At 26.8% G+C, this 22,735-nt stretch carries 22 protein-coding genes; 6 read left to right on the top strand and 16 right to left on the bottom strand.

Annotated elements, in window-relative coordinates:
• Window positions 1-79: 79 nt before the first annotated feature.
• The 5 genes from JW646_RS13640 to JW646_RS13620 all read right to left on the bottom strand — a co-directional run bounded on the left by JW646_RS13640 (window position 80) and on the right by JW646_RS13620 (window position 3,936).
• The gene (locus JW646_RS13640) at window positions 80-691 is read right to left on the bottom strand and encodes a helix-turn-helix transcriptional regulator (RefSeq protein ID WP_074915027.1); all 612 of its coding nucleotides are present in this window, start codon (window positions 689-691) and stop codon (window positions 80-82) included.
• A gap of 229 nt (window positions 692-920) precedes the next feature.
• Window positions 921-1,703, bottom strand: coding sequence for a Cof-type HAD-IIB family hydrolase (locus tag JW646_RS13635; RefSeq protein ID WP_074915025.1), 783 nt, complete (start codon window positions 1,701-1,703; stop codon window positions 921-923).
• A gap of 342 nt (window positions 1,704-2,045) precedes the next feature.
• Window positions 2,046-2,459, bottom strand: a complete 414-nt coding sequence (locus tag JW646_RS13630; protein ID WP_083399231.1) for a YkvA family protein — start codon at window positions 2,457-2,459, stop codon at window positions 2,046-2,048.
• A gap of 101 nt (window positions 2,460-2,560) precedes the next feature.
• Entirely contained in the window at window positions 2,561-3,214 is a 654-nt protein-coding gene (locus tag JW646_RS13625) for a pentapeptide repeat-containing protein (protein ID WP_074918970.1), read from the bottom strand.
• A 59-nt stretch (window positions 3,215-3,273) separates the two neighbouring features.
• Entirely contained in the window at window positions 3,274-3,936 is a 663-nt protein-coding gene (locus JW646_RS13620) for a B3/B4 domain-containing protein (RefSeq protein ID WP_074915019.1), read from the bottom strand.
• A gap of 201 nt (window positions 3,937-4,137) precedes the next feature.
• On the opposite strand from JW646_RS13620, the gene JW646_RS13615 reads away from it, so the two are divergent.
• The 5 genes from JW646_RS13615 (at window position 4,138) to JW646_RS13595 (ending at window position 11,094) form a co-directional block, all read left to right on the top strand.
• Window positions 4,138-4,647, top strand: coding sequence for a ferritin (locus JW646_RS13615; RefSeq protein ID WP_074915017.1), 510 nt, complete (start codon window positions 4,138-4,140; stop codon window positions 4,645-4,647).
• 160 nt (window positions 4,648-4,807) lie between these two features.
• The gene (locus JW646_RS13610) at window positions 4,808-5,482 is read left to right on the top strand and encodes a TetR/AcrR family transcriptional regulator (protein ID WP_074915015.1); all 675 of its coding nucleotides are present in this window, start codon (window positions 4,808-4,810) and stop codon (window positions 5,480-5,482) included.
• Window positions 5,483-5,631: 149 nt separating this feature from the next.
• Window positions 5,632-7,725 carry an efflux RND transporter permease subunit gene (locus JW646_RS13605; RefSeq protein ID WP_228415447.1) on the top strand — a complete coding sequence of 698 codons (2,094 nt, stop codon included), beginning with the start codon at window positions 5,632-5,634 and terminating at the stop codon, window positions 7,723-7,725.
• Window positions 7,726-7,745: 20 nt separating this feature from the next.
• The gene (locus JW646_RS13600; RefSeq protein WP_228415446.1) at window positions 7,746-10,283 is read left to right on the top strand and encodes a YhgE/Pip domain-containing protein; all 2,538 of its coding nucleotides are present in this window, start codon (window positions 7,746-7,748) and stop codon (window positions 10,281-10,283) included.
• A 166-nt stretch (window positions 10,284-10,449) separates the two neighbouring features.
• Window positions 10,450-11,094 carry an HD domain-containing protein gene (locus JW646_RS13595; RefSeq protein ID WP_228415445.1) on the top strand — a complete coding sequence of 215 codons (645 nt, stop codon included), beginning with the start codon at window positions 10,450-10,452 and terminating at the stop codon, window positions 11,092-11,094.
• 38 nt (window positions 11,095-11,132) lie between these two features.
• Here JW646_RS13595 and JW646_RS13590 read toward each other — a convergent pair whose 3' ends face one another.
• Both JW646_RS13590 and JW646_RS13585 read right to left on the bottom strand, forming a co-directional pair.
• The gene (locus tag JW646_RS13590) at window positions 11,133-11,642 is read right to left on the bottom strand and encodes a TIGR03943 family putative permease subunit (RefSeq protein WP_228415444.1); all 510 of its coding nucleotides are present in this window, start codon (window positions 11,640-11,642) and stop codon (window positions 11,133-11,135) included.
• Between the two features lie 67 nt (window positions 11,643-11,709).
• Window positions 11,710-12,621 carry a DMT family transporter gene (locus tag JW646_RS13585; RefSeq protein WP_228415443.1) on the bottom strand — a complete coding sequence of 304 codons (912 nt, stop codon included), beginning with the start codon at window positions 12,619-12,621 and terminating at the stop codon, window positions 11,710-11,712.
• A gap of 175 nt (window positions 12,622-12,796) precedes the next feature.
• Between JW646_RS13585 and JW646_RS13580 the strand changes: the two genes are divergently transcribed.
• A complete protein-coding gene (locus JW646_RS13580; RefSeq protein WP_228415442.1) occupies window positions 12,797-13,513 on the top strand; it encodes a DUF1648 domain-containing protein in 717 nt (238 codons plus the stop codon).
• A gap of 194 nt (window positions 13,514-13,707) precedes the next feature.
• Here the strand turns inward: JW646_RS13580 and JW646_RS13575 are convergent, their stop codons facing one another.
• The 9 genes from JW646_RS13575 to JW646_RS13535 all read right to left on the bottom strand — a co-directional run bounded on the left by JW646_RS13575 (window position 13,708) and on the right by JW646_RS13535 (window position 22,726).
• Window positions 13,708-14,664: a carbohydrate kinase family protein gene (locus tag JW646_RS13575; RefSeq protein WP_206924163.1), complete on the bottom strand. Its 957-nt coding sequence runs from the start codon at window positions 14,662-14,664 to the stop codon at window positions 13,708-13,710.
• 215 nt (window positions 14,665-14,879) lie between these two features.
• Entirely contained in the window at window positions 14,880-15,119 is a 240-nt protein-coding gene (locus JW646_RS13570) for a hypothetical protein (RefSeq protein ID WP_148556161.1), read from the bottom strand.
• A gap of 24 nt (window positions 15,120-15,143) precedes the next feature.
• A complete protein-coding gene (locus JW646_RS13565) occupies window positions 15,144-15,689 on the bottom strand; it encodes a DUF2812 domain-containing protein (RefSeq protein WP_074914996.1) in 546 nt (181 codons plus the stop codon).
• A 19-nt stretch (window positions 15,690-15,708) separates the two neighbouring features.
• Window positions 15,709-16,035, bottom strand: a complete 327-nt coding sequence (locus JW646_RS13560; protein ID WP_074914994.1) for a PadR family transcriptional regulator — start codon at window positions 16,033-16,035, stop codon at window positions 15,709-15,711.
• 188 nt (window positions 16,036-16,223) lie between these two features.
• Entirely contained in the window at window positions 16,224-16,946 is a 723-nt protein-coding gene (locus JW646_RS13555) for an ABC transporter ATP-binding protein (protein ID WP_074914992.1), read from the bottom strand.
• Window positions 16,928-19,366: an FtsX-like permease family protein gene (locus tag JW646_RS13550; RefSeq protein ID WP_228415441.1), complete on the bottom strand. Its 2,439-nt coding sequence runs from the start codon at window positions 19,364-19,366 to the stop codon at window positions 16,928-16,930. Before JW646_RS13550 ends, JW646_RS13555 begins: the two co-directional genes overlap by 19 nt.
• A gap of 402 nt (window positions 19,367-19,768) precedes the next feature.
• Window positions 19,769-20,146 carry a hypothetical protein gene (locus JW646_RS13545; RefSeq protein ID WP_074914988.1) on the bottom strand — a complete coding sequence of 126 codons (378 nt, stop codon included), beginning with the start codon at window positions 20,144-20,146 and terminating at the stop codon, window positions 19,769-19,771.
• A gap of 31 nt (window positions 20,147-20,177) precedes the next feature.
• The gene (locus JW646_RS13540; RefSeq protein ID WP_228415440.1) at window positions 20,178-22,346 is read right to left on the bottom strand and encodes a M56 family metallopeptidase; all 2,169 of its coding nucleotides are present in this window, start codon (window positions 22,344-22,346) and stop codon (window positions 20,178-20,180) included.
• A 14-nt stretch (window positions 22,347-22,360) separates the two neighbouring features.
• Window positions 22,361-22,726 (bottom strand): BlaI/MecI/CopY family transcriptional regulator, encoded by a 366-nt coding sequence (locus JW646_RS13535; RefSeq protein ID WP_074914984.1) that lies wholly within the window; start codon window positions 22,724-22,726, stop codon window positions 22,361-22,363.
• Window positions 22,727-22,735 lie beyond the last annotated feature (9 nt).

Here is a 22,735-nt window from a genome sequence, read left to right as displayed (position 1 = left end):
AAAAAAAAGACTAAAACATAGTCTAGTCTTTTTGTATTAGCATGGTAGTACTACTGGAAGTAATACCATATAAATATTTTTATTCTTTACTTTGTAACTTCACATATGAAATTGCTTCTTTTCTGTTTCGAAGATTTAGCTTTACAAAAATATTACTAACATGCTTTTTAACTGTACATTCTGTAATATATAATTTACTTCCAATTTCTTTGTTATTACATCCATCTCCAATTAACTGCAAAACTTCATCTTCCCTTTTAGTTAACTTATTTCTACTATGTTTTTCTTCGTGCTCAAACAACTTTTCAAGTAAATCTAAATCATAGTACTTTTTACCTTTTATTACGCTATGTAAAATAGAAGAAAAATCGTTTTTGTCAGGTATGTCTGCAACATAACCTTCCACACCATTTTTTAAAGCTCTCTTAAAAATAGCCCCTCTTTTTCTAATATCCAACACAATAACTTTTATTTGATTATTGATAGACTTTATAGATTCTACAAAACTTAATAATTCCAAATAGTCATTCCTTATATCTATTATTATCATTTCAATATTATCGTATTGCATATTGCAAATAAGTTCTAATTTTTTCACAGAAATAACTTCAATTTCATCTTCACTATTATTTAGTATCTCTTCTACTACCCCAATAATAATATCTGATTCCGAAATAACCAAAACATTCATTTTGTTACACCCCTTACTAAAAACAAAAAATCAAGCAAACTGACATTTTAGTTTTAAATTTATTCCCTCAATCTTGAAAAAATCATAACCTTAACCCTAATAAATTACTTTTATCATTTAATTATCTGTATTTATAAAGGAGTCTATCATTTAACTTAAGTTCTGTCAATTAAAGTAGTACTACTTTATTAATCTAAAAAAATATATTTAAAGTAAATAGAGTTTATATTTAATCAATAATATCAAAATATTTCATTGCATGTTCTATTCCATCTTCATCTATATGTTTTGTTACAAATGTAGCTTTTTTAAACAAATCTGGATTGCCATTTCCCATAACTATACTATTGGAGGCACTTTCTAACATTGGTATATCATTGTTGCTGTCTCCAAAAGCAAATGTATTTTCTTTATTTATATTAAAATAATTGATTAAAAAATCTATCCCACTTCCTTTTGAATGTCCTTTGGGTATTAATTCTCTCGTTCCTTTTCCATGATCTATGTAATCAAATATTTCTTTTATTTCTTCACAGAAATCATCTATATATTTGTTATCATCATACCTAATAAACATCTTATTAAATGTCATATTTTCTAAATCATATGCCTTTACTGGGTAGTTTTGTTTTCTTAGATTAGACAATAAAAAGTCATCTTCTGCATTTTCGTCAACATATATAGCTTCTTCACCTTCTAAAACAGCATTTAGCTCATATTTTTTTAATGAATCTAGTATAACGTTATACTTTTCTTTATTTACTCTGTTAACATAAAGTACTTCATTGTTAACTTCTATATAAGTCCCGCATCCACAAACATATCCATCAAAACCTAGTTCCTTTATATCATCACCAATTAATGATTTTGTCCTTCCTGTATTTATAAAAATCAAATGGCCTTTTTCTTTTGCTTTTTTAAGTGCATTCTTTGTACTTTCTGGTATTGTAAACGTTTTGTGAGAAAGCAAAGTTTCATCAATATCGAAAAATAAAATTTTTCTATTTTCCATGTTATTATCCTCCCTAATGTCTTTTTATTTAAATATAAATATAGCCTTAAGTTATATTTTTTTCAATTGCATTTTTTCTATTATACAAATAATTTTATGAAATCTAATTACTCAAATATTAATATTTTTCGCAAAATAAAATTTATGGAAAAACTAAATTTTTGTATGTTTTTGCCGAAATAAAGCAATGTATAATGTAATAATGTGCAAATTATCTAATATATAATAATTTTTTCACTTTTCTAATATATCTACTTTGTAACACATACAGTTATGCCAACTTATATCCCTAAAATTAAAGTAGCTGGAAATTACAATAAAAAAGCCAGTGTAAAACTGGCTTTATTCTTCATCTTTAATGCTATAGCTAGCATCATCTATTATATTTGGGTCTTTATATATTTTTTTGCCACTTCTCTCATATGGATCTTGAGGACCCTTATACTTGGACAGTTCCTCATGAATTATACCTATTGCCCATATTATCATGAAGGCATCATCAAAAAAACCTAATGGCCCAAACAATGCCTCTGGAATCACATCTATAGAAAATACAAAGTATATTAGTGTGGCTACAAAAGAAAAAAATACTTTTGCTTTTCCTAAAAAAGATACATTTCTATCACTAAAATAGTCTGCAACTTTAGGTAAATTTTTTATAAATCCTATGCCAAATCCAGCTTCTTTAAATCTTACTAATATTCTCTTAAAGCTATCTAAAAACCTGTTGCCAGTATTCATAGTCTTGTTCATCATACATTCTCCTTAAGAATAAGATCTTTGTACATAATTGTTTATACAATATATTAAAACAAAAATCGACTATATTCAAGAATTTTATTATGTATTCCTATAGTTTATTCTATAATTAATCCTATTAGTCTTACCAATTCTAATCCTTGACTAGCATTTACTTTAGCTTTATATAGTTCAGGTATTCCAATTTCTATTCCATCAATCTCACAGTTAGATAAATTTACACCTTCTAAATATGTTCTTGTAAAGACTGTCTTTTTAAAATCACAATCATCGAAGTTCAAACATTTATTTTTTACTTCCATAAATACACTTGAAGCAAAAGATGAGCCTTCTAAGCTTACCTTATTTAATTTACTGAAAGCAAAACTACTGTAATCACCTAAAATATTTTTAAATAAGCAATCTTTTAAATGTGCATCTTCAATTTTGCACCCTAACATCTTGCAATTTACAAATTCAGTTCTAAATATACTTCCTTCTGAAAAATCTATATTTGATAGATCACATTTGTCAAATATAACATCTAATAAGTCTATATATCTAAATATACAATTGTCGAAATTCACATTTTTAAAAACACAACTATCAAAAGATAACCTAGACTCATCCATAGTTGGAATATCAATATTTTCAATCAACTTATCACAAATTTTTTCATCTTCCTCTATTAATTCTAATAACTGGTCTACAGTGTTTATTACTTCTAAATTAACATTTATCTTAGGCTTTTGAATTTTTTTCAATCTACTCATCTCCATTCTTAAAATTTCTCCATATCCTTTGGAAAAATAATTATTTTTATTTAATTATATTACCATTTATTTATTTCTTTACATAAAATTTTTCCATCAGCATATTTTTCTAAATATTCACAAGCCTCATCCATATATTTATCTAACTCTTCTTCACCATTAAATGAAATTATATTCATTAAAATATGCTTAGAATCTGTGGTTATCATAGCTCTTATAGAATCTGAAGTTGTGCTACCAAACTTTCCTTTATCATCATAAAATACTGGTAAATTAGAAATATTCAATTCTCCCTTACCTATACCTGCATAAGTTTCGCCTTCCTCAGCAATTGTAAAATGTATATCTCCACTTATCTTATCTAAATCATAAGTTCCCACAGAGTATGCAGAGTTTAAAGAAATTAAATTATTTATGTCTACCACATTATTAACTCTGTATAAACCAATCCCTCTGGCTATTCTTCTATATAGTGCCTCAGAAGATAATCTATATCTAGATGGATCTTTTCCAAAAGATTTATAAGCAGCTCTAGAGTTTGCAATATTTTTTATTGTATTAATTGTTTTAACAGGTACACTATTTTCTATTTCCTTTGCTTTTTCATCAATTATGTTCCATAATTTTTCATTATTTTCTGTTACTCTAACATAAGCTTCAATAGAACCGATCGCCACCTTGTTGCATTTTTCATTAATTTTATCATCAATTATTATTTTCATTTTTTCAACCCCTTTTCTATTTAGATATAATTATACTATAAAAAAACATACTTATCATTTTTAACCAAATTTTTGTTTATATCCATATTTTTTCTTTTCAATAATACTATTTTCTTAATATAAATTATTTTTATGGCCAAAATATTCCATAAGCTATGTTAAAATGATAGTAGTTAAAATATTATATTAAGAGGTGTAAATATGTTAAGTGAAAAGCTAGAAAAAAGTTTAAATGATCAAATAACTTTTGAATTCTATTCTTCATATACTTATTTAGCAATGTCTGCATTTTGTGAGTCTTCTGACTTAAGTGGATTTGCTAATTTTTTTAGAGTTCAAGCAAAAGAAGAGTTAGATCATGCTATGAAGTTATATGATTATGTATTCCAAAAAGGTGGTAAAGTGATCCTTGGGGAAGTAGAACAACCTAAAAAAGAATATGATAACATGGTAGATGTATTTGAAACTGGTTTAGAGCATGAAAGAATGGTAACAAGTAGAATCTACGCTATTACTGATATAGCTACCGAAGAAAGAGAACACGCTACTATGAGTTTCTTAAAATGGTTTATTGATGAACAAGTAGAAGAAGAAAATAACTTTAACTCTTTACTAAAAAAAGTAAAAAGATGCGAAAATAATCCAGCCGCTCTTTATATGCTTGATGATGAGTTAGCAAATAGAACTTACGTGGCGCCTGTTACAAATTAATTTATAAAGTTACCTATAATGACAATCATTTTAGGTAACTTATTTTTTTACTTTTATTTAAATATTAATTAATATTTTATTTAAATAAAAAAAACTTTCCAAATTAGAATATAGTATTATAATAGTGTTAAATAAATTCTAATTAAAAGGGAGTCTTAATATGAATGAATTAAAAACGCAAACCATAAGTGATATGGAGAAAAATATATTAAAAATATCTACAGGGTTATTTTTAAATCAAGGCTATGATAAAACAACTATTAGACAAATTGCTGAACAGTGTGGAATAGGAAGAGGTCATTTATATTATTACTTCAGAAAAAAGGAAGATATTTTAATCCATATTTTTAAACAAATCTTAAATAAAATTTATGATGATGTTATAGAAAGTAGCGATGATAAAACAGAAGTATTATTAAGCTATGCTACAATACAATGTGTTTATACCTATACTTTAGTTTTAAATGAAAAATTATTTAGAATTTACCTACAAGGTTCTAATATAGAAATTGTAAGAAGAGCTGCTCAAAATATTTTAATAGATTTGTGCAAGAAAAAGGCTGAAGATATGAATTACGATATAAAAGAAAAAGATATATGTTTTAGTGTTACTATTGGGTATGCAGGGGAATGTGAATTATTAAAAAGATATTATCACGGTGAAGAGGACTTTGACATAGATTCAATTGTAAGAAGTATTACCTCTACTCGTTTACTATTGCTTAATATCATAGATCATAAACAAGTGAATGAAATCGTTGATAAAGCAATGGTAGAGGCAAAAAAATTTGATTATAATGACATAATTGCAAAATTCCACTATTTTGAATTTTAAGATGAACAATGTAAAGTTGTTCATCTTTTTTTATTTTAAACTAATTAGAAAATTTTAACAAAAACAGTTGACATAGTATTGGGCGCGCCCTATAATTTTGTTATAAATTTGGGCGCGCCTAAACGTGCTAATATTTTGGAGGGGTAAATATGGAAAGAATTGCAGAAAAAATTGCAAATCACAGTAAGTTAATCTTACTACTGGCAGTAATCTTATTAATTCCATCTGCGTTTGGTTATTTTAACACAAATATTAATTATGATATCTTAAGTTATTTGCCAGACAATATTTCTACTACAAAGGCCGAAAAACTTTTAAAAGATGATTTTGGTTGTGGTACTCTAGCCATGTTAATTGTAGAAAATATGGATGATAAAGACGTTTCTAAGGTTAAGGACAAGATTGCTCAGGTTGATGGTGTAGCTGATGTGCTATGGGTAGATGATTTTATGGATTTATCAGTACCTAAAGAAATTTTACCAAAAGATATGACTGATTTTCTATACAACGGGGATAAATCTACGATGATGATAGTAAAAATGGAAAAAGCTACTGGGGATATAAAAACTCAAAATGCCGTATCTTCTATAAGAAGCATTGCAGGAAAGCAAGCTTTTTTAAGTGGTATGTGTGGAATTCTTAAAGATACCAAGGATTTAGCCGACAAAGAAGTTCCTTTATATATACTAGCAGCAAGTATTTTAATTCTAGTCATTCTTTTTCTTACTTTAGAATCCTCTGTTATACCAATAATTTTCTTAACAAGTATTGGTATGGCCGTAATATATAACTTTGGCTCAAACATTATATTTGGAGAAATTTCTTATATAACAAAAGCCTTAGCTGCTGTATTACAACTAGGTGTTACTATGGATTATTCAATATTCTTATTGCATCGATACGAAGAAGAAAAAATCAAGTGCCCAAAGGATAAAAAAAGTGCTATGGCAAGTGCCATAAAAAATACCTTTATATCTGTTGCTGGTGGCTCTGTTACTACCATAGCAGGTTTTTTAGCTCTATGTACTATGGAGTTAGGCTTTGGAAAAGATATAGGTCTAGTAATGGCAAAAGGAGTTTTAATTGGTGTTCTTAGTACTATTACTATACTACCTTCTTTCATACTTGTGTTTGACAAACAAATTGAAAAATATAAACATAGAACAGTAATGCCAAAGTTTAATAAAGTATCTAAAATTATAGTCAAGAATTATAAGAAATTAGCTATCTTATTTGTAATAATATTTATTCCATCTTATTTTGGATATAAAAATGCTAATGTCTACTATAATTTAGATGAAAGTTTACCAAGTAATTTTCCTTCAATTATTGCTACAAACAAAATGAAAACTGATTACAGTATGGAAAGTACTAATTTTATATTAGTAAAAGATAGTGTTTCTCCAAATGATTTAAGTAAAATGATTAAGGAAATTGAAAATTTAGACGGTATTACTTCTGTTATTGGACTTGAAAAATATATAGGCCCAAGGGTTTATCAAGATTTCTTACCTGACGATATTTTAAGCGAAGTAAAATCTAATGGTTATGAACAAATACTAGTCAACTCAAAATATAAAGCAGCTACGGATAAATGTAATGCTCAGATTGAAAAATTAAATAAAATAGTTCATGAATATGATAGTGAAGGACTTGTAGGTGGTGAAGCACCTCTTACTTTAGACTTAATAAAAATTGCAGACACAGATTTCAAAAAAGTAAGCGCTGCCTCTATTATTGCTATATTCATTATTATTGCTTTATTATTTAAATCAGCATCACTTCCAGTAATACTGGTTGCTACTATACAGTGTGCTATATTCCTTAATTTAGGTATTCCTTATTATACCGGAAATGTAGAACCATTTATAGCCTCTATAGTTCTTGGTACTATACAACTGGGAGCTACTATTGACTACGCTATACTTCTTACTTCTAGGTTTAGAGAGGAAAGAAATGAAGGATATGAAAAATTCGAAGCTATGGAACGCTCAATAAAAGGAAGTGCTCCTTCTATTATAACTAGTGCTCTATCATTCTTTGGCGCTACTGTTGGTGTAGGATTAATTTCAAAGCTTGATATGATTAGTGCTCTTTGCACTCTAATGGCAAGAGGTGCCATAGTTAGTATGTTTATAATTATTTTTATACTTCCTGCAATATTATTATTATTTGAAGGAATAGTTATTAAAACTAGTAAAAATTTTATAACTAAAAAAGAATTATGTGAAGAAACTAATTAATTAATAGGGGGTTTATTAAAATGAATAATAAAGAAATAAAAAATAAATCTGTTGCTCTTGCAACTATAGTACTTATGCTTGGTAATTCATCTTGTGTTTTTGCTGATAACAATATAAGTAAAGATGAAACCGTATACTCTATCTTAGATGAAAATGGTAATGTTAATAAAAATATAGTATCGGCTTGGATTAATAGTTCATCTTCTCTTGGAACTATCCATGATGTAAGTTCTCTAAGTAATATAAAAAATGTTAAAGGCGATGAAAAACCTGAAATTAGTGGAGACAAAATAACTTGGGATGTTAAAGACGATGATTTATATTATCAAGGTGAAACTAGCAAGAATTTACCTATTAATGTAGATATTAAATATGAATTAAATGGCAAAGAAATAGATCCTCAAGATATTCAAGGTAAAAGTGGTCAATTTAAAATCACTTTATCCTTAAAAAATAATGAAAGCCGTCAAGTAACTATAAATGGAAAAAACAGAACTATTTATGTTCCTTTTATAACTGCTTCAGAAATTGTTTTAAATAGAGATAATTTTAAAGATATAAAAACAAGCACAGGGGCTTTATTAGATGAAGGAAGTAATTGCGCTATTACATTTGTATCTATACCAGGTTTCAAAGAATCTCTTGATTTAGACAGTAAGTTCTCTAGTTATCTTGATTTAAAAGATGAGGTTGTTATCGAAGGAAATACTACTTCTTTTGAAACTCCAAATATAATGATTGCCGCTACAAGTGATGTATCAAAATATCTAGAAGATATAGATGATGATACTAGCTTTGGTGATTTAAAACATTCTTTGGATAAATTACAAGACGGTGGTAAAAGCTTAGTAGATGGTGCTAAACAAGTTAGTAATGGTGCTAATACTTTAGATACTAATTATAAAAAATTTAATAACGGAGTTAAAACATTAGATAATGGTATAACTACTCTTAATAATGGCGCTTCTCAACTTGTAAGTAAATTACCTGAATTAAATAATGGAGCTCAAAGTTTATCTAGTGGTCTTAATACTTTAAGCTCTTCTTCAAAGGACTTAAGTAATGGTGTTAATAAAGTTAATTCTGGCGCTTCTAGTTTATCTAGTGGGCTTAGTACTTTAAGTTCTTCTTCTAAAGATTTAAATAGTGGTGCTAAACAAGTTAGTGATGGAGCTTCTTCTCTATCTAGTGGACTTGGTACTTTAAGTTCTTCTTCTAAAGACTTAAGTAGTGGTGCTAAACAAGTTAGTGATGGTGCTTCTAAATTAAATAGTAACTATTCTGCATTAGATAAAGGTATTAATTCTTCATATAGCGGTGCTAGTGAGTTACAAAAAGGGGCTAAACAACTACAAGCTGGTGCTGACAATTTAGAAGAAGGATTAAGCGATGGTTCTAGCGGAGTAAATGACTTAATATCTTCTACAAATGTAATTAGAACTCTTGCTTCAAAAATAGAGGACATTGCTTCTAAATTAAATGCTGGAAGTAGCAGCAAGATTCAATCTAACCTTTCATCTATAGCTACTAGAGCATCTGAAAATGGTGATAAAAAAACATTAGCTAATGTACAAGAAATTAGTGATTCACTTAGTAAACAATCTTCAAGTATTAGTAGTGCTGCCGATGGCTTAAATAGCATTGCCAAGGGATTAAATGATTTAGCTGATAAACAAGAAAGCGGTCTAAAATCTTTAGCAAAAGGGATTAATTCTGCAGTAGCTGGTGCTAAAAAACTTTCTTCTGGTTTGAGTAATCTTAATAGTGGATTATCGGATTTAAAAACTGGTTTAGGAGAAGTAAGCAAAGGTTCTAACTCTGTTTCTAGTGGACTAAAAACCCTAAGTGATGGTAGTTCAAATTTGGCAAGTGGTTCTTCTAAACTTGCTAAAGGTGCTTCTGATGCTTACTCTGGTAGTGCTAGCTTAACATCTGGTACTTCTAGTCTTGCTAAAGGTTCTTCTATGCTTGCTAAAGGTGCTTCTGATGCTTACTCTGGTAGTGCTAGCTTAACATCTGGTACTTCTAGTCTTGCTAAAGGTTCTTCTATGCTTGCTAAAGGGGCTTTTGATGCTTACTCTGGTAGTAAGACTCTAGCTAACGGTACTTCTCTATTAGAATCTAGCGGTAAAGCTTTGGCTGACGGAGTGGGTACATTAAAGAATGGTTCCTCTGAACTTTCTAGCAATTCTGACAAAATTTCAACTGGAATAGGAACATTATCTAGTGGTACTGACCAATTATATTCAGGCGCTAAAAAGCTTCAAAATGAAGGTTTAAATAAACTTGCTAAAGAAGGTGATTCTTTAATAAGTTCTTTAGATGGAGCTATGGAAGTTAGAGACAAATTAATAGACACTGCTAAAGAATATGATAACTTTACTGGTATAAGTGATAGCATGGATGGTAGTGTAAAATTTGTAATGAAAGTAAAAGCTGAAGATTCCAATAAAGAACAAGCTTCTGATACTAAAAATGATGATTCAAAAAAAGTTGATAACAGTGAAAGTTCTAGTAGTAATTTTATCGACTGGATAAAGAGCAAGTTTAATAAATAGATATTACCATTTTACCTCTTTATAAGGAGCAAAGGAAAATAATTATGACCTTGCTCCTTTTTAATTACATATTTTTCTCTTGTTTGTGAAAAAATGTATGTAAGAGCATAATTTATATTATAATAAATTTATGCTTTACATAAAATTGAAATTGAAGGATGGTTAAATGGATAAAGACGTAATATTGAAAGAAACCAAATCATTTATAAAAAATAAATTATATAAAGAAGGCTCTGGCCATGATTGGTTTCATATAAAAAGAGTTTATAATTTGGCTACTTATATTTGTGAAAAGGAGGGGGGAGATGAATTCATTATTAAAATGGCTTCTCTACTTCATGATATTGATGATTGGAAATTTAGCAATAATAATAAAACAACAGAAAGCTTTTTAAAATCCATTCCTGTTGATGAAGAGTCTATTTATAAAATAATAAATATAATCACCACCACGTCCTATAAAGGCGGTGTAGTAAATTCTTATCAAAACAATCTAGAAGGCAAAATTGTTCAAGATGCGGATAGATTAGATGCTATGGGTGCCATAGGCATAGCAAGAGCTTTTACATATGGTGGTAGTAAAAATAGATCAATGTATGATCCTCATATTAAACCTAAAAATTTTCAAAACCTAGATGAAGTAAAAAATCTTGATAACCACACAATAAATCATTTCTATGAAAAATTACTTAAGCTTAAAGATTTAATAAACACAGATACTGCTAAACAAATTGCTGAAGAAAGACATAGATTTATGGAAATTTATTTGGATGAGTTTTATTATGAATGGAATTTTAATAAAGAAAAATAATCAATAAAAAGTCCTATAAATAATATAGGACTTTTCTTTTAATAAAATTGCTTTACTTTTTCCATTCCTCTGTTTTCCATTATCTTTACAGAATCTGCCTTAATAACTAAATTTCCATCTTCCTCTTCTAACTTACCTAAAACTTGTATCCAATTATTTTCTTTTGGCAAATCCCCATCATAGTCAAATTCTAATCCGCACATAGTTTCAACTTCTTTATGCTCTTCATCTTCATGTCCAGAGTCATCATCATGGTTATGTTCTACTGTATCAGTTAATCTATAAACATATAAATGATTTTTATTATCTTTATTTGTCAATTTTGTGAACATACCTTCTAGTTCTATGGTTTTGCCCACATATTTGCTGCTATCTAAATAAATATCGTTTATATAGTCAACATATACATTTTCCATTATTTTAATTATTTCTTGAGAATCTTCATTTTTATGTATTTCAGCACTTTCACTAGATACTTTTTTATTACATCCAGTCATAATAATTATTGTGCATAAACTAATTAGTATAATACCAAATACTTTCTTCACTTATTGACCTCCAAAATATGTATTAAATATTTTGTCTTATCTTATCATGAAGAAAAAAATGTGTCAATTACTCTTCCTCAGTAGTAGCCGACTCCAATAAAAATTCTTGTGATTTTATTTTATTGCTATACACCTCACTAATAAATGTAGATCCTAATATTAATATTCCTCCAATAATTTGTAATAAACTCATACTTTCATTTAAAATTATAGTTGACATAAATATTGCAGAAATGGGATCCACATAGGAGTAAATAGCCACAGTCTGACTTTCTATTTTTTGAATAACAGTAAAATATAACAAATAAGCTATTCCTGTATGAACTACACCTAGTACTAGTAATAGAATTATTGACTGACTAGAAACACCTACTAAACTTATTTTTTCTGTGAAAATTACATAAGGTAGCAGAAATATAGCTGATACTGATAGCTGTACTATGGCACTATCTCTACCTGAAATCCCCTTTAAAAATTTATTTAATATTACCACACCTGTATAAAAGCATGCAGCACTTAAGCCATAGAGTATTCCAACCATATTATTTTCCCCCATACTACTCTTATCAATTCCTACAATACAAAGCATTCCTATCATGGCTGCAACTATACAGGAAACTTTTACTGAGTTTAGTTTTTCTTTTAATAAAAATGGTGATAAAAACATGACTATTATTGGTGCTAAGTAATAACAAATTGTTGCTGTAGAAATAGTTGTGTAGTGATAAGCTTGAAATAAGAAAATCCAATTGAAGCCTAAGCATATTCCACAACATATTAATACCAATAAATTTGATTTTATCTTTTCCTTGGATAAACTTTCTTTTGATATCATACTAAAAATTATCAAAAATATACTTCCTACAATTGCTCTTACCAATGCTATTTGGCTAGACGTAAAATTAATATATTTAACAAACATACCAATACTACCCCAAATTAACATGGAAATAATAAGACCTAATTTATATTTTTTCATATACTATCTCCCTTAATAACAAAACTTATTATATAAATTATAACCAATGTCAAATATAATTGGTTTAATATTCTAAATTTTATAAAAGTTTTTATTTTAGTCACATCTATTAGCTTTTTCACTATATAATATTATATAGAGTAATCTAAATTTTTAATTAAAGAGGACGAGTATAATGAGGAAAGTAGAAAAGATTAACACGATGGTTAAGGCTTTTTATAATATATTTGGCACGCTTCCTTTGTTAATAACCCTATATATATACCCCTTAATCCCCAACAAGATTCCTATTCACTATTGGATGAATGGAACTATCGATAGATGGGGAAGTAACAATGAATTATTTATTGTTCCAATAATAATTTTTTTATTGTTTGTTATTTTTAAACCTAAGTTCTTTTTTTTAAGTTTTAATTATGAACCTGAAGATAAAATAACAAGATGGAACAACTATTATTTTTTGATAATATTAAATATTTTAGTTTATACAAGTATATATATTTCTTTAAACTATGAGACTTGCTTAAATAATTTTAACTTTTACAATTTTTTTGCTTGTGCTATTTGCTTTCTATTTGGCTTTTATGGTAACTATTTACCTAATTGTAGTAGAATCTCTAGTTTTTCTATAAGAAATAAATATACATTAGAAAATCATATTATTTGGCATAAAACTCATAGATTTTGTGGAATACTTTGGTTTGCTGGTAGTGTCATATTCTTTCCTACGCTTTTGTTTAGCAGTAACTATTATCTTTTAGCTATTGTAATCTTAATGTTATGTATTTTTTTAATATCTCCCATTATATATATCAAATATCTTCATGATAAACATATTAAAGATGAGTTGAAAAATAATACTATGAAAAAAAAAATTCAGCATTCTCATTAGTTAAAAAAGACTCTAGATAATTATAATATCTACAGTCTTTTTTAACTATTTTCTCTTACAAATTTACTAACTCAAATTTGTAATGAATTTTCTCAAATATATATTATGTTAAGATCAAATGATTTTCCTTTATTCTCATATTCTATAACTAAAAAAATCCAACCATTATTATGGAAGGATTCTAATTTTAAAGATTATTTATTATATTTTACATGAGTCCATTGTATATTATCAACATATTTTTTAACTAAATCATAGCACATATCAGTATGAATAGTTTCTTCTGTTGATATAGTTATAGTTGACATGGAAATAGCAAACTTAAGCGTATCTATTAATGAAATATTTTCCATATATCCATAGGCTATTCCTGCAACAAAAGAATCTCCGGCTCCTGTCACATTTACAACTTTAACATCATTAGCTTTTAATTTACCTTCTTCAACTCCGTTGTTATAGTATATTCCGTCTTCATCTAATGTAATAAATACATTTTTTATTCCTAAATCAATAAAGTATTTTCCAGCTTTTTTTACATCTTCATCATTTTTAATTTTAAATCCGCACATTATTTCAGCTTCATATCTGTTTGGCTTTATAGTGTGGAAATATTTTATTAAATGTTTTATACCTTCTGCTTTTGCAGCAGATACAGGATCTAATATGAATTTAGTTTCTCCACTAAAATTTTTAAGTATATATTCTACTATGTCCGGTCTATCTGAATCTAATATCATATATTCAGAATTTCTTATTGTTTCTGCCTTAGAGTCGATAAATTCAGTAGTAAATTTATCTATTATTTTCATATCTACTACTGCTGATACCATCTCTCCTTGGTGGTTAAGTATTGCCATATATGTTGGTGTATGGCCACCTTCTATAATTAAAGAATCACTCATATCGTAATTCATAAGCTTTGAATGTTCTATCATTCTATTTCCAGTTTCATCATCGCCTAAGATTGATATAAACTTAGTATTAACTCCTACTCTAGACATACATTCAGCTATGTTTCTGCAAACACCTCCAAAAGAAGTCTTCACCTGACCTGGGTTAGAGTCATTGCATCTATAATTATTATCCGTAAATCCACAAATATCAAAAACTGATACTCCGAATACTAATGCATAGGAATTTGTATTTTTCATAATATAATCGTAACCTTTCTAAGAAATTATTTTTATATTTTAACATATTTTTAACGTTAATTTCTACAAATTTCAACATTTTTACAATGTATTTTTTTTACATCTCATATAAATTTATTTTTCCACATCTATAATAACTTATTAGTCACGAAAATATTACCATAATTATTACATATAAAAAGGAGTAATAAACCTCCTTTTTTATATGCCACATTCTATTTCCCAAAGATTTTATTTAACATTTTATGTTTATAATTTTTTATTTTTACCAAATTATAAGTCTCACAGTATAGTCCAAATAGTATTAATATTAAACCTAAACTTATTAAAAACCCTTGTAAAAATCCTTTAATAAAATCTGGTAAAATAATATAAAATATATGAAGCTGACTTATTAGAAATGAAGTCCCACTAAAAATTAATCCAATGCAAATGTATTTTTTATTATTATTCATATTTATCATCCCCAAATAAAATTTTTATTTATCTTCCATTTTTTCATTCATTATATCAAGACCTTTTTTTATCCATAGAAAAATTCCCCAGAACAATACTGCTTCAATTCCAATAAATATATCCATATGTTTTATTGCAATAAATGTATATATCAAAGCAAGTACAAGCTCTACAACAAATATAACTTTACCTAATTTACACCATCTCCCTAACATTTCTTTGTAAGAAGTATGATCTGTGTATATTTCATATTCGCTAGCGTCATTATTTTCATTGTATTCTTTTCTAAAGTAATTCCAACCGTTATAAGTTGAGTTAATATATTCCCATCCTAAATCTTCAAACATTTCTATATATCTTCTATTCTCTATGAATTTCTTCATAGTTTTTGGATTATAGTCTATCTTATATACATATTTTTTTGAATCATCTTTTTCATATACACTGTGGAAACACCCTCCCTTTATAAGTTGCCATCCATCATTACTATTTTCATTTATAAAATCTTCTTCTTTTTCATAATTCCAAGCCGTATATAATCTATATGATCTTTTTAACTCTTTTCCCATTTTTATTATCCCCCTATTTTTATATCTTGTCTTCTATCAACTTTGCGCTATTTAGCAGCTCTTTAAGTCTTTTTATTTCACCATATAATATATCCGTTCCTTCTTTTGTTATTTCATATGTTCTTCTTCTATCATCACTGTCATCTACTGTTATACTATCTCTTATCCACCCTTTTTTTATCATTTTGCTTACTGCAGTATACATTGTTCCCGACCCTATTTTCACCCTATTATCTGAAAATTTCATAGCATCTTGCATTATTCCATAACCGTGATTAGGTCCTTTATATAAACAAAGCAAAATATAGTAATAGCTTTCTGTTAAAGGTTCATACTTCTTTGTCATCCATTATCATTCCTTCCTTTGTTGTGTTGCATGACGATATATCGCCATGCGATATATCTAGCTTATTTATATCGTAACACGACATATATCGTAGGTCAACATATTTTGAATATTATTTTACTATTTATTACCAATATAAAAGACTAGAGAGTTTTCTCTAGCCTAATAAATTAAAATATACTTTCACCTTATATTTCTTTCATTTTTTCAATAATTTCACCATATAGTTTATCTTTATCATTTCCTCTAATTTCATGAGCAATCATTCCATCTTTTAGCCATATTACCCTGTTACAGTAGCTAGCTATAACTGGATCATGGGTTACCATTATCAGAGTTTTTTTAAGCTCAACATTTGTATTTATCAGAATATCTATTATGGTTTTACCTGTTTTTGAGTCTAAATTTCCTGTAGGCTCATCAGCATAAATAATGCTTGGGTCATTTATTAAGGCTCTACAAATTGCTGTTCTTTGTTTCTCACCACCGGAAATATTAGATGGCTTTTTATTTAATAGATGTTCTATTCCAACTTTTTTAGCATAATAATTACATTTTTCAAACATAATATTTTCTTCCTCTTTATTTATTATCATGGGAAGCATGATATTTTCTTGAACCGTTAAGCTATCTAATAATCGAAATTCTTGAAAAACAAATCCTATGTCATTTAATCTAATTTCTGAAATTTCATCACTACATAAGCTTTTACTTTCCTTACCTTTATAATAAACTTCTCCATATGTAGAACAATCTATAAGACCTAATATTTTTAATAATGTAGTTTTCCCACATCCAGAGTTTCCCATAATTGCAATTCTTTCGCCTTCTTCTATTTGAAAGTTTAATCCTCTTAATACATCAACACTTCCAAAAGATTTTTTTAAGTCAACTACTTTGATAATTTCCATGGCTTTTTCCCTCCAATGTTTCTAATTAAAATATGAGATATAATAAAAGTTGATATACTATATATAACTAGAAAAACTAACATAATACTTATATAAACTTTTCCGCTTGATATTATTTCTAAATAAGTAAATCCACGCATATAAACTGTGGTTATAACAACTATTAAAGAAGTTACTATTGCTAATATACATGGTAAAAAAGCAAATGATGTTATTTCTCTTATTATTATAGAGTTGGACTTCTTTTTCTTTTCTCCTAAATAACTAAGCAATTGATAACGATTTTTATAATAAGATATATTTCCAAAAGCATGTACAAAAACAATTATTATACTTGCAATTACAAATGTTAATAGTATGGATATGTTAATAATTAGTTTAAATATTTTTTCGCCTTGAAAACCATCATTTAAATCTTTTGAGTTATAAAGATGCTTCACATTGCTATCAAGATTACTTTCTTCTTTATGGTTTTTTCCATAATTACTCATATAACTTTCTAATGATTTATCATTACTTACATTGCTTTTAACTGTCATTAAATACTTGATGCCATCACTAGTATTATGTTTATTATTAAAATAATCATCAGAGAAAACCACTATATTTTCATACATTACATTTGTCAATCTTCCAAATAGAATTTCTCTTTTTTCACCAACTACCTTATAGTCATTGCTAAATACAACCTTTCTTAATCCAAAATAATAGTTTTCTGCCTCACCTATTTTAATTAACGGCTTAGATCTTATAGCATAAAAATCCAATGGATGAGCTTTATTTGATTTATCTTCTTGATATATAATATAAATTTCTTTATCTTTTAAATTCAATTCTTTGCCACTTATCTTTTCATAAGTGCTTTGAGAAATACCAAGATGATGTCCTATAGGTATTGTTTTATATAGATCTCCATAGCCACCATCTTCTCCACCTGGTACACTAACTCTTACAACAGGATACAGTTCACTTTTTACATCAAATTTATTATCTATACTTTCAAGCTCACTTTTATCCTTTTCATAACCTAAACATACATAATCATAGGGATAAAGCTCTTTAGTTTCTAACGGAAATAAAGTAGCTATTTGAAAAATACTTGTGAAAAACATTATAAAAAGTAAAGTATATAATATTAAAGAATTTTTTAAATAGGTTCTAGATTTATAAAGTGCAAGGTTAAGTGGTAAAATATTTTTCAAATAATATTTTCTATTTTTAATTTTATTAAGAATATAACCTGATCCATAATAAACAAATATTACAAATATTATTATGCAAGGATAAATTATATACTTTGATTCAGCCCAATGAGGATCTGAATAGAATTTAAATAATACTAAAAGAAATATTGGCAACATAAGTATTATCTTTTTATATTTCGGAAGTTTTTCTTCCATATCTGAAGATGAAATATTAGTAATACTACCCTCAATAGCTAAATCTTGAACTATTGCCATAATAAATCCTAATATGACTACACATCCTATAAATGATAACTCTGTAACAAGTACTAAATCTACACTTGGTATATTAGTATTTTGTAAATAAAATTCATATACTTTTCTAAAAACAAAAATCATTCCATTACCTAAAACAGCACCTATTACATAAGAAATCAATAAACTTACAATTAGTAAGTATCTCATACTTTTATATATTTCTTGTTTTTTAATACCTAATAGCAATAGGGTCTTAAAATCATACATTCTGTTTTGTATATAGTTTTTAAGTGAATAAAATTGAATTAATATTGTTACAATTGAAATAACAAATAATGCATTTATTACAACTGAGGTAATTCCTTCAGTAATATATGCAATACTAGTTTGTTGCATATTGTGCACAATGAAAAGGTTTCCTAAAAAACCATAAATATATGTGACTGTCAACACTGCACTTATTATAAAAACTATATAATTTTTAATATTAGCTTTAAAATCCTGTAATAAAATTCTATAAATCCATTTACTATTCTTTTTCTTCTTTATTTTTTTATGATTGGACTCTTTATTCAATCTATTTTGTTCCTTTATTCTTTTGTCTATATCTGCATCTTTGTAACTTAATTGACGAAAAATAATAATACCTAAAGCAATTATTAATCTAAAAAATAATATTATGGGTATTATTTTCAAACTATTTTGTTGACCTAAAATAAATAAAAATGCATACGTAGCCACATGAACTATTATCTCTCCCACTATAGATAAATATATTAATACATTTTCATATGTTACATTTTCCTTATTTTTATATACATAAATAAAATGTATTAAGTATAAAAAAGATACTATTAGATGAAATCCAAAATAAAATAATACTACCCTTTTGTCCACTTCATAAAATATCATGGATGGAATTATCCATAAAAAAATGCCACAAAAAATTAACACATTAAACAATTTTCTTTTCTTCATAACTTCCTGCCCTTTTTAATAAATTTTAATATTTTGGTCTAAATTATTTAGCTTTATATATTTGCTGATTTAATGCTGTCTAATTCAATAATATGGAATAATATGTAAAAAGTAAAGTTAGTTAATTCATTAAAATATCTCTTTCATAATAAAAATAAAATTTATACAATTTTTCATATACAAATAAAAAGAGTGCAGATATATTTATTTATATCTGCACTCTTTTGCATTGAAATTTTAATTTTTATATAATTGTTTATTTTTAATTAGTAGTACTTTATGTTTCTACATATTTATGCAAATTACTTTTTAGATTTACTTCAAGATTTTTTTTATTACTTAATTTAATATCTTCACTTTTTAGTTTTTTTATTTTTCATTAACCAATTTGTCCTTTCAACTTTATGATATTGGTCTTAGTAAATAAACAACTAATGCTGAAATGACTATATCTCCTATTACTATCACATTGTAAAAAGAGAAATTACTAGTTTCTATCATCATTAAAGCAAAAATTACATTTAGTGCAGCGCCTACAAATATAAGAGTAATCGCTAATTTTTTTCCTTTAAAACAAAAATATAACAATAAAAATGATATTGATGCTGAAATAATTAATCCTATAAAAGTATTATTAAAACCAAAGGTAACACTTCCTGCTAAAGTTTCATCATTCACATTAAGCATTACAAAGTTTCCAAAAACATATGAGTACAAAGCATGTATTATTAAAACTACCTTAGACATAATACTAAGTTGATTTTTATTTTCCATATCCATGTGTATTTCCCCCAATTTCCGTATAAATAATCTATTTAAATATAAAATAATATTCTTTAGAATTACCTAAAAATTCTCCGTATATTTTATCATTAAGATCTTCTAATTTAGATACATCATTTATTTTTAAATTAGCATATTTATTTTCTTTAGCTTTTAATTTAGTTTTAAATTCAACTGTTTTCACTGAATCTCCTATGTGGATTTCATCTAGACTTATTTCCATTATATTACTACTCTTGTTTTCTATATATAATCCATACTCCACATTATTATTAATTATAGATATATTTTTTACTGTAATCTTAAAATTTTCATTATCTATAAATACTGGCATCATATCACCAGAATATAGTTTGAAATTTTCACTATCTATTTTTTCGAGTTTCTTTCCATTAATTTTGTATTGCATACGCTCCAGTTCTTCTTTATCTTCATTATATTTAATAAAAGTTAAAATTTTTGAAGATTTATCATATTGAGTTTCATAAATATATCTTTTTTTATCTACCAACTCTTCTTTAGTGCCTATCCAATCTGGATAATTCCATAATCCATCCATATCAGCTCTATCTGCCATAGCTAGTTCATCTATGTATTCTTTTTCAACATATTCAGTTGTTACTTTACATTCTCGCCTTATACTTTTTACATAAGATTGTGCTTGCTTGTTAACATCCTTTAATAATTCCTCTGTAAAATTCCCATTTAAAGCTTCCTGCCCTTCTTTTTTAGGAAACATTTCAAGTACAGAGTCTTTGTAATCTTCACCATCTTTTGCCTCTTCGCTTTCTAGATAATAATATCCGGCTTGTGTTGTTAAAAATTCGCCTTCTTTTACCTTTGAAAATTTTATTCTTATTGGTATATTATAACTTGCACTTGTCATACTAAATATGTCGTTTTCAAAGCTATAATGACCATAAGTTGCCATAACATAAACTTCAACAGAATCATCATCTTCATTTTTCCCTAACATTACATGACTTTCCACATTTAACTCACCACTAAAATCTACACCATACCAATTCTTTATGTAATTATCTATTATTGCTTTTGATATAGCTTGATCTAAATTTTTTAAGTCAGTTTTTTCTGAAGCTAATAATACATTATTCTCTTCTTTATTTATAACTTTGCCATTAGTAAGAAGAACACCGCATAAAACAAATAAACAAGTTATTCCTGTTACAGCAAATATCCTTTTTTTCTTTGTGAAATATTTTGAATTTTTAATTAGCTCAACTCTCTTTTTTATAGTTTTTTTATCATCAGTCATATTTAAACCTACTGTTAATCTTTTATTGTGATTAACTTTTTCTAATACAGTAAGCATAGTAATACCATACTTATTATGGTCTTTTTCCTTTAGATTGTATAAGACTCTTTCATCACAAGCCATCTCCATATCATTTCTCACATGTTTAAATAAATACCAAACTAAAGGGTTAAACCAGTGAACACATTGCAAAACAACTAATATATTGTCAACATAAGTATCTTTGCTTTTGAAATGGCATAATTCATGTAAGAATATATGTTGTAATTCTTCTCTACTCAAATTAGCTAAATTGCTTGGTATAATAATTCTAGTCTTAAACACTCCAACTAAAGATGGGGAATTTATCATATCGTCAACTACCAGTTTGATTTTTCTTTTTATATGTAATTTTTCCTTACATTCCTTCAAAATATTTTCTAAATAATCACATTTATAATCTTCTTTTTTTCTAATATTTTTTATAAAATGCAGATAAATTATAATATAAGTAGTTAAACTTAAAATTAAACCACTTATCCAAATAATAGGTATTATACTTTTAAAAATGCTTTTTTCACTTTCAACATTAATAGTTGAAGAACTGGAGCTATTAATATCATTTTCTTGATCCAAGTTTTCACTTGAGCTACTATTATAATTTTTACCAACAGTAGAATTTATTTCCTCACTAATATTTGACATGTTAGCAGTATTTATATCAGATTGACTATTTATTTTTACCGGTATTTTATTAAATAAACTTAAACTACTTTCTGGTCCAAATGGAAATGCTAGCTTAATAATTAATATCATCCATAATAAATAAGCATATTTTTTATTAATTCTATTTTTCAATAAGCTTTTTATCAGTAATATTACTACTCCCGTTATACTACCATAAATAGTAGCATTTAATATGTACCCCCATATATTGCCCATACTCCACCTCTTTTCTATTCATCCCTTAATATATCTTTTAATTCTTCAATTTCAGCTTTAGATAACTTCTTGTCTTTTACAAAACTAAGAACCATTTTATTTATGGATCCATTATAAAGTTTTTCTAAAAAAGATTTACTTGCATAATTTTTATACTCTTCCTCACTTATGCTAGCGCTGTAGATATAAGATTTTTTATTGCTTTTATCCACATTTACAAAATCTTTTGATACAAGTCTTGTTATAAGGGTTTGTATAGTTTTTGGTTTCCACTCCCTTTTATCTTTTAAATTTTCTATAATTTCAGCACTTGTTGCCTCTTTAAATTTCCATAATACTTTCATTACTTCTAGTTCAGATTCTGAAATATTTTGTTTCATTGATTAACC

It is taken from the genome of Terrisporobacter hibernicus (genome assembly GCF_020809405.1).
In the GTDB taxonomy this organism is placed as follows: domain Bacteria; phylum Bacillota; class Clostridia; order Peptostreptococcales; family Peptostreptococcaceae; genus Terrisporobacter; species Terrisporobacter petrolearius.
This window is presented reverse-complemented; position numbering and strand designations above follow the sequence as displayed.

What these genes read in the sequence shown, in the direction of transcription:
- JW646_RS13640 (WP_074915027.1), bottom strand. Translation starts at nt 691, where the DNA reads ATGAATGTTTTGGTTATTTCGGAATCAGATATTATTATTGGGGTAGTA.
- JW646_RS13635 (WP_074915025.1), bottom strand. Translation starts at nt 1,703, where the DNA reads ATGGAAAATAGAAAAATTTTATTTTTCGATATTGATGAAACTTTGCTT.
- JW646_RS13630 (WP_083399231.1), bottom strand. Translation starts at nt 2,459, where the DNA reads ATGATGAACAAGACTATGAATACTGGCAACAGGTTTTTAGATAGCTTT.
- JW646_RS13625 (WP_074918970.1), bottom strand. Translation starts at nt 3,214, where the DNA reads ATGAGTAGATTGAAAAAAATTCAAAAGCCTAAGATAAATGTTAATTTA.
- JW646_RS13620 (WP_074915019.1), bottom strand. Translation starts at nt 3,936, where the DNA reads ATGAAAATAATAATTGATGATAAAATTAATGAAAAATGCAACAAGGTG.
- JW646_RS13615 (WP_074915017.1), top strand. Translation starts at nt 4,138, where the DNA reads ATGTTAAGTGAAAAGCTAGAAAAAAGTTTAAATGATCAAATAACTTTT.
- JW646_RS13610 (WP_074915015.1), top strand. Translation starts at nt 4,808, where the DNA reads ATGAATGAATTAAAAACGCAAACCATAAGTGATATGGAGAAAAATATA.
- JW646_RS13605 (WP_228415447.1), top strand. Translation starts at nt 5,632, where the DNA reads ATGGAAAGAATTGCAGAAAAAATTGCAAATCACAGTAAGTTAATCTTA.
- JW646_RS13600 (WP_228415446.1), top strand. Translation starts at nt 7,746, where the DNA reads ATGAATAATAAAGAAATAAAAAATAAATCTGTTGCTCTTGCAACTATA.
- JW646_RS13595 (WP_228415445.1), top strand. Translation starts at nt 10,450, where the DNA reads ATGGATAAAGACGTAATATTGAAAGAAACCAAATCATTTATAAAAAAT.
- JW646_RS13585 (WP_228415443.1), bottom strand. Translation starts at nt 12,621, where the DNA reads ATGAAAAAATATAAATTAGGTCTTATTATTTCCATGTTAATTTGGGGT.
- JW646_RS13580 (WP_228415442.1), top strand. Translation starts at nt 12,797, where the DNA reads ATGAGGAAAGTAGAAAAGATTAACACGATGGTTAAGGCTTTTTATAAT.
- JW646_RS13575 (WP_206924163.1), bottom strand. Translation starts at nt 14,664, where the DNA reads ATGAAAAATACAAATTCCTATGCATTAGTATTCGGAGTATCAGTTTTT.
- JW646_RS13570 (WP_148556161.1), bottom strand. Translation starts at nt 15,119, where the DNA reads ATGAATAATAATAAAAAATACATTTGCATTGGATTAATTTTTAGTGGG.
- JW646_RS13565 (WP_074914996.1), bottom strand. Translation starts at nt 15,689, where the DNA reads ATGGGAAAAGAGTTAAAAAGATCATATAGATTATATACGGCTTGGAAT.
- JW646_RS13560 (WP_074914994.1), bottom strand. Translation starts at nt 16,035, where the DNA reads ATGACAAAGAAGTATGAACCTTTAACAGAAAGCTATTACTATATTTTG.
- JW646_RS13555 (WP_074914992.1), bottom strand. Translation starts at nt 16,946, where the DNA reads ATGGAAATTATCAAAGTAGTTGACTTAAAAAAATCTTTTGGAAGTGTT.
- JW646_RS13550 (WP_228415441.1), bottom strand. Translation starts at nt 19,366, where the DNA reads ATGAAGAAAAGAAAATTGTTTAATGTGTTAATTTTTTGTGGCATTTTT.
- JW646_RS13545 (WP_074914988.1), bottom strand. Translation starts at nt 20,146, where the DNA reads ATGGATATGGAAAATAAAAATCAACTTAGTATTATGTCTAAGGTAGTT.
- JW646_RS13540 (WP_228415440.1), bottom strand. Translation starts at nt 22,346, where the DNA reads ATGGGCAATATATGGGGGTACATATTAAATGCTACTATTTATGGTAGT.
- JW646_RS13535 (WP_074914984.1), bottom strand. Translation starts at nt 22,726, where the DNA reads ATGAAACAAAATATTTCAGAATCTGAACTAGAAGTAATGAAAGTATTA.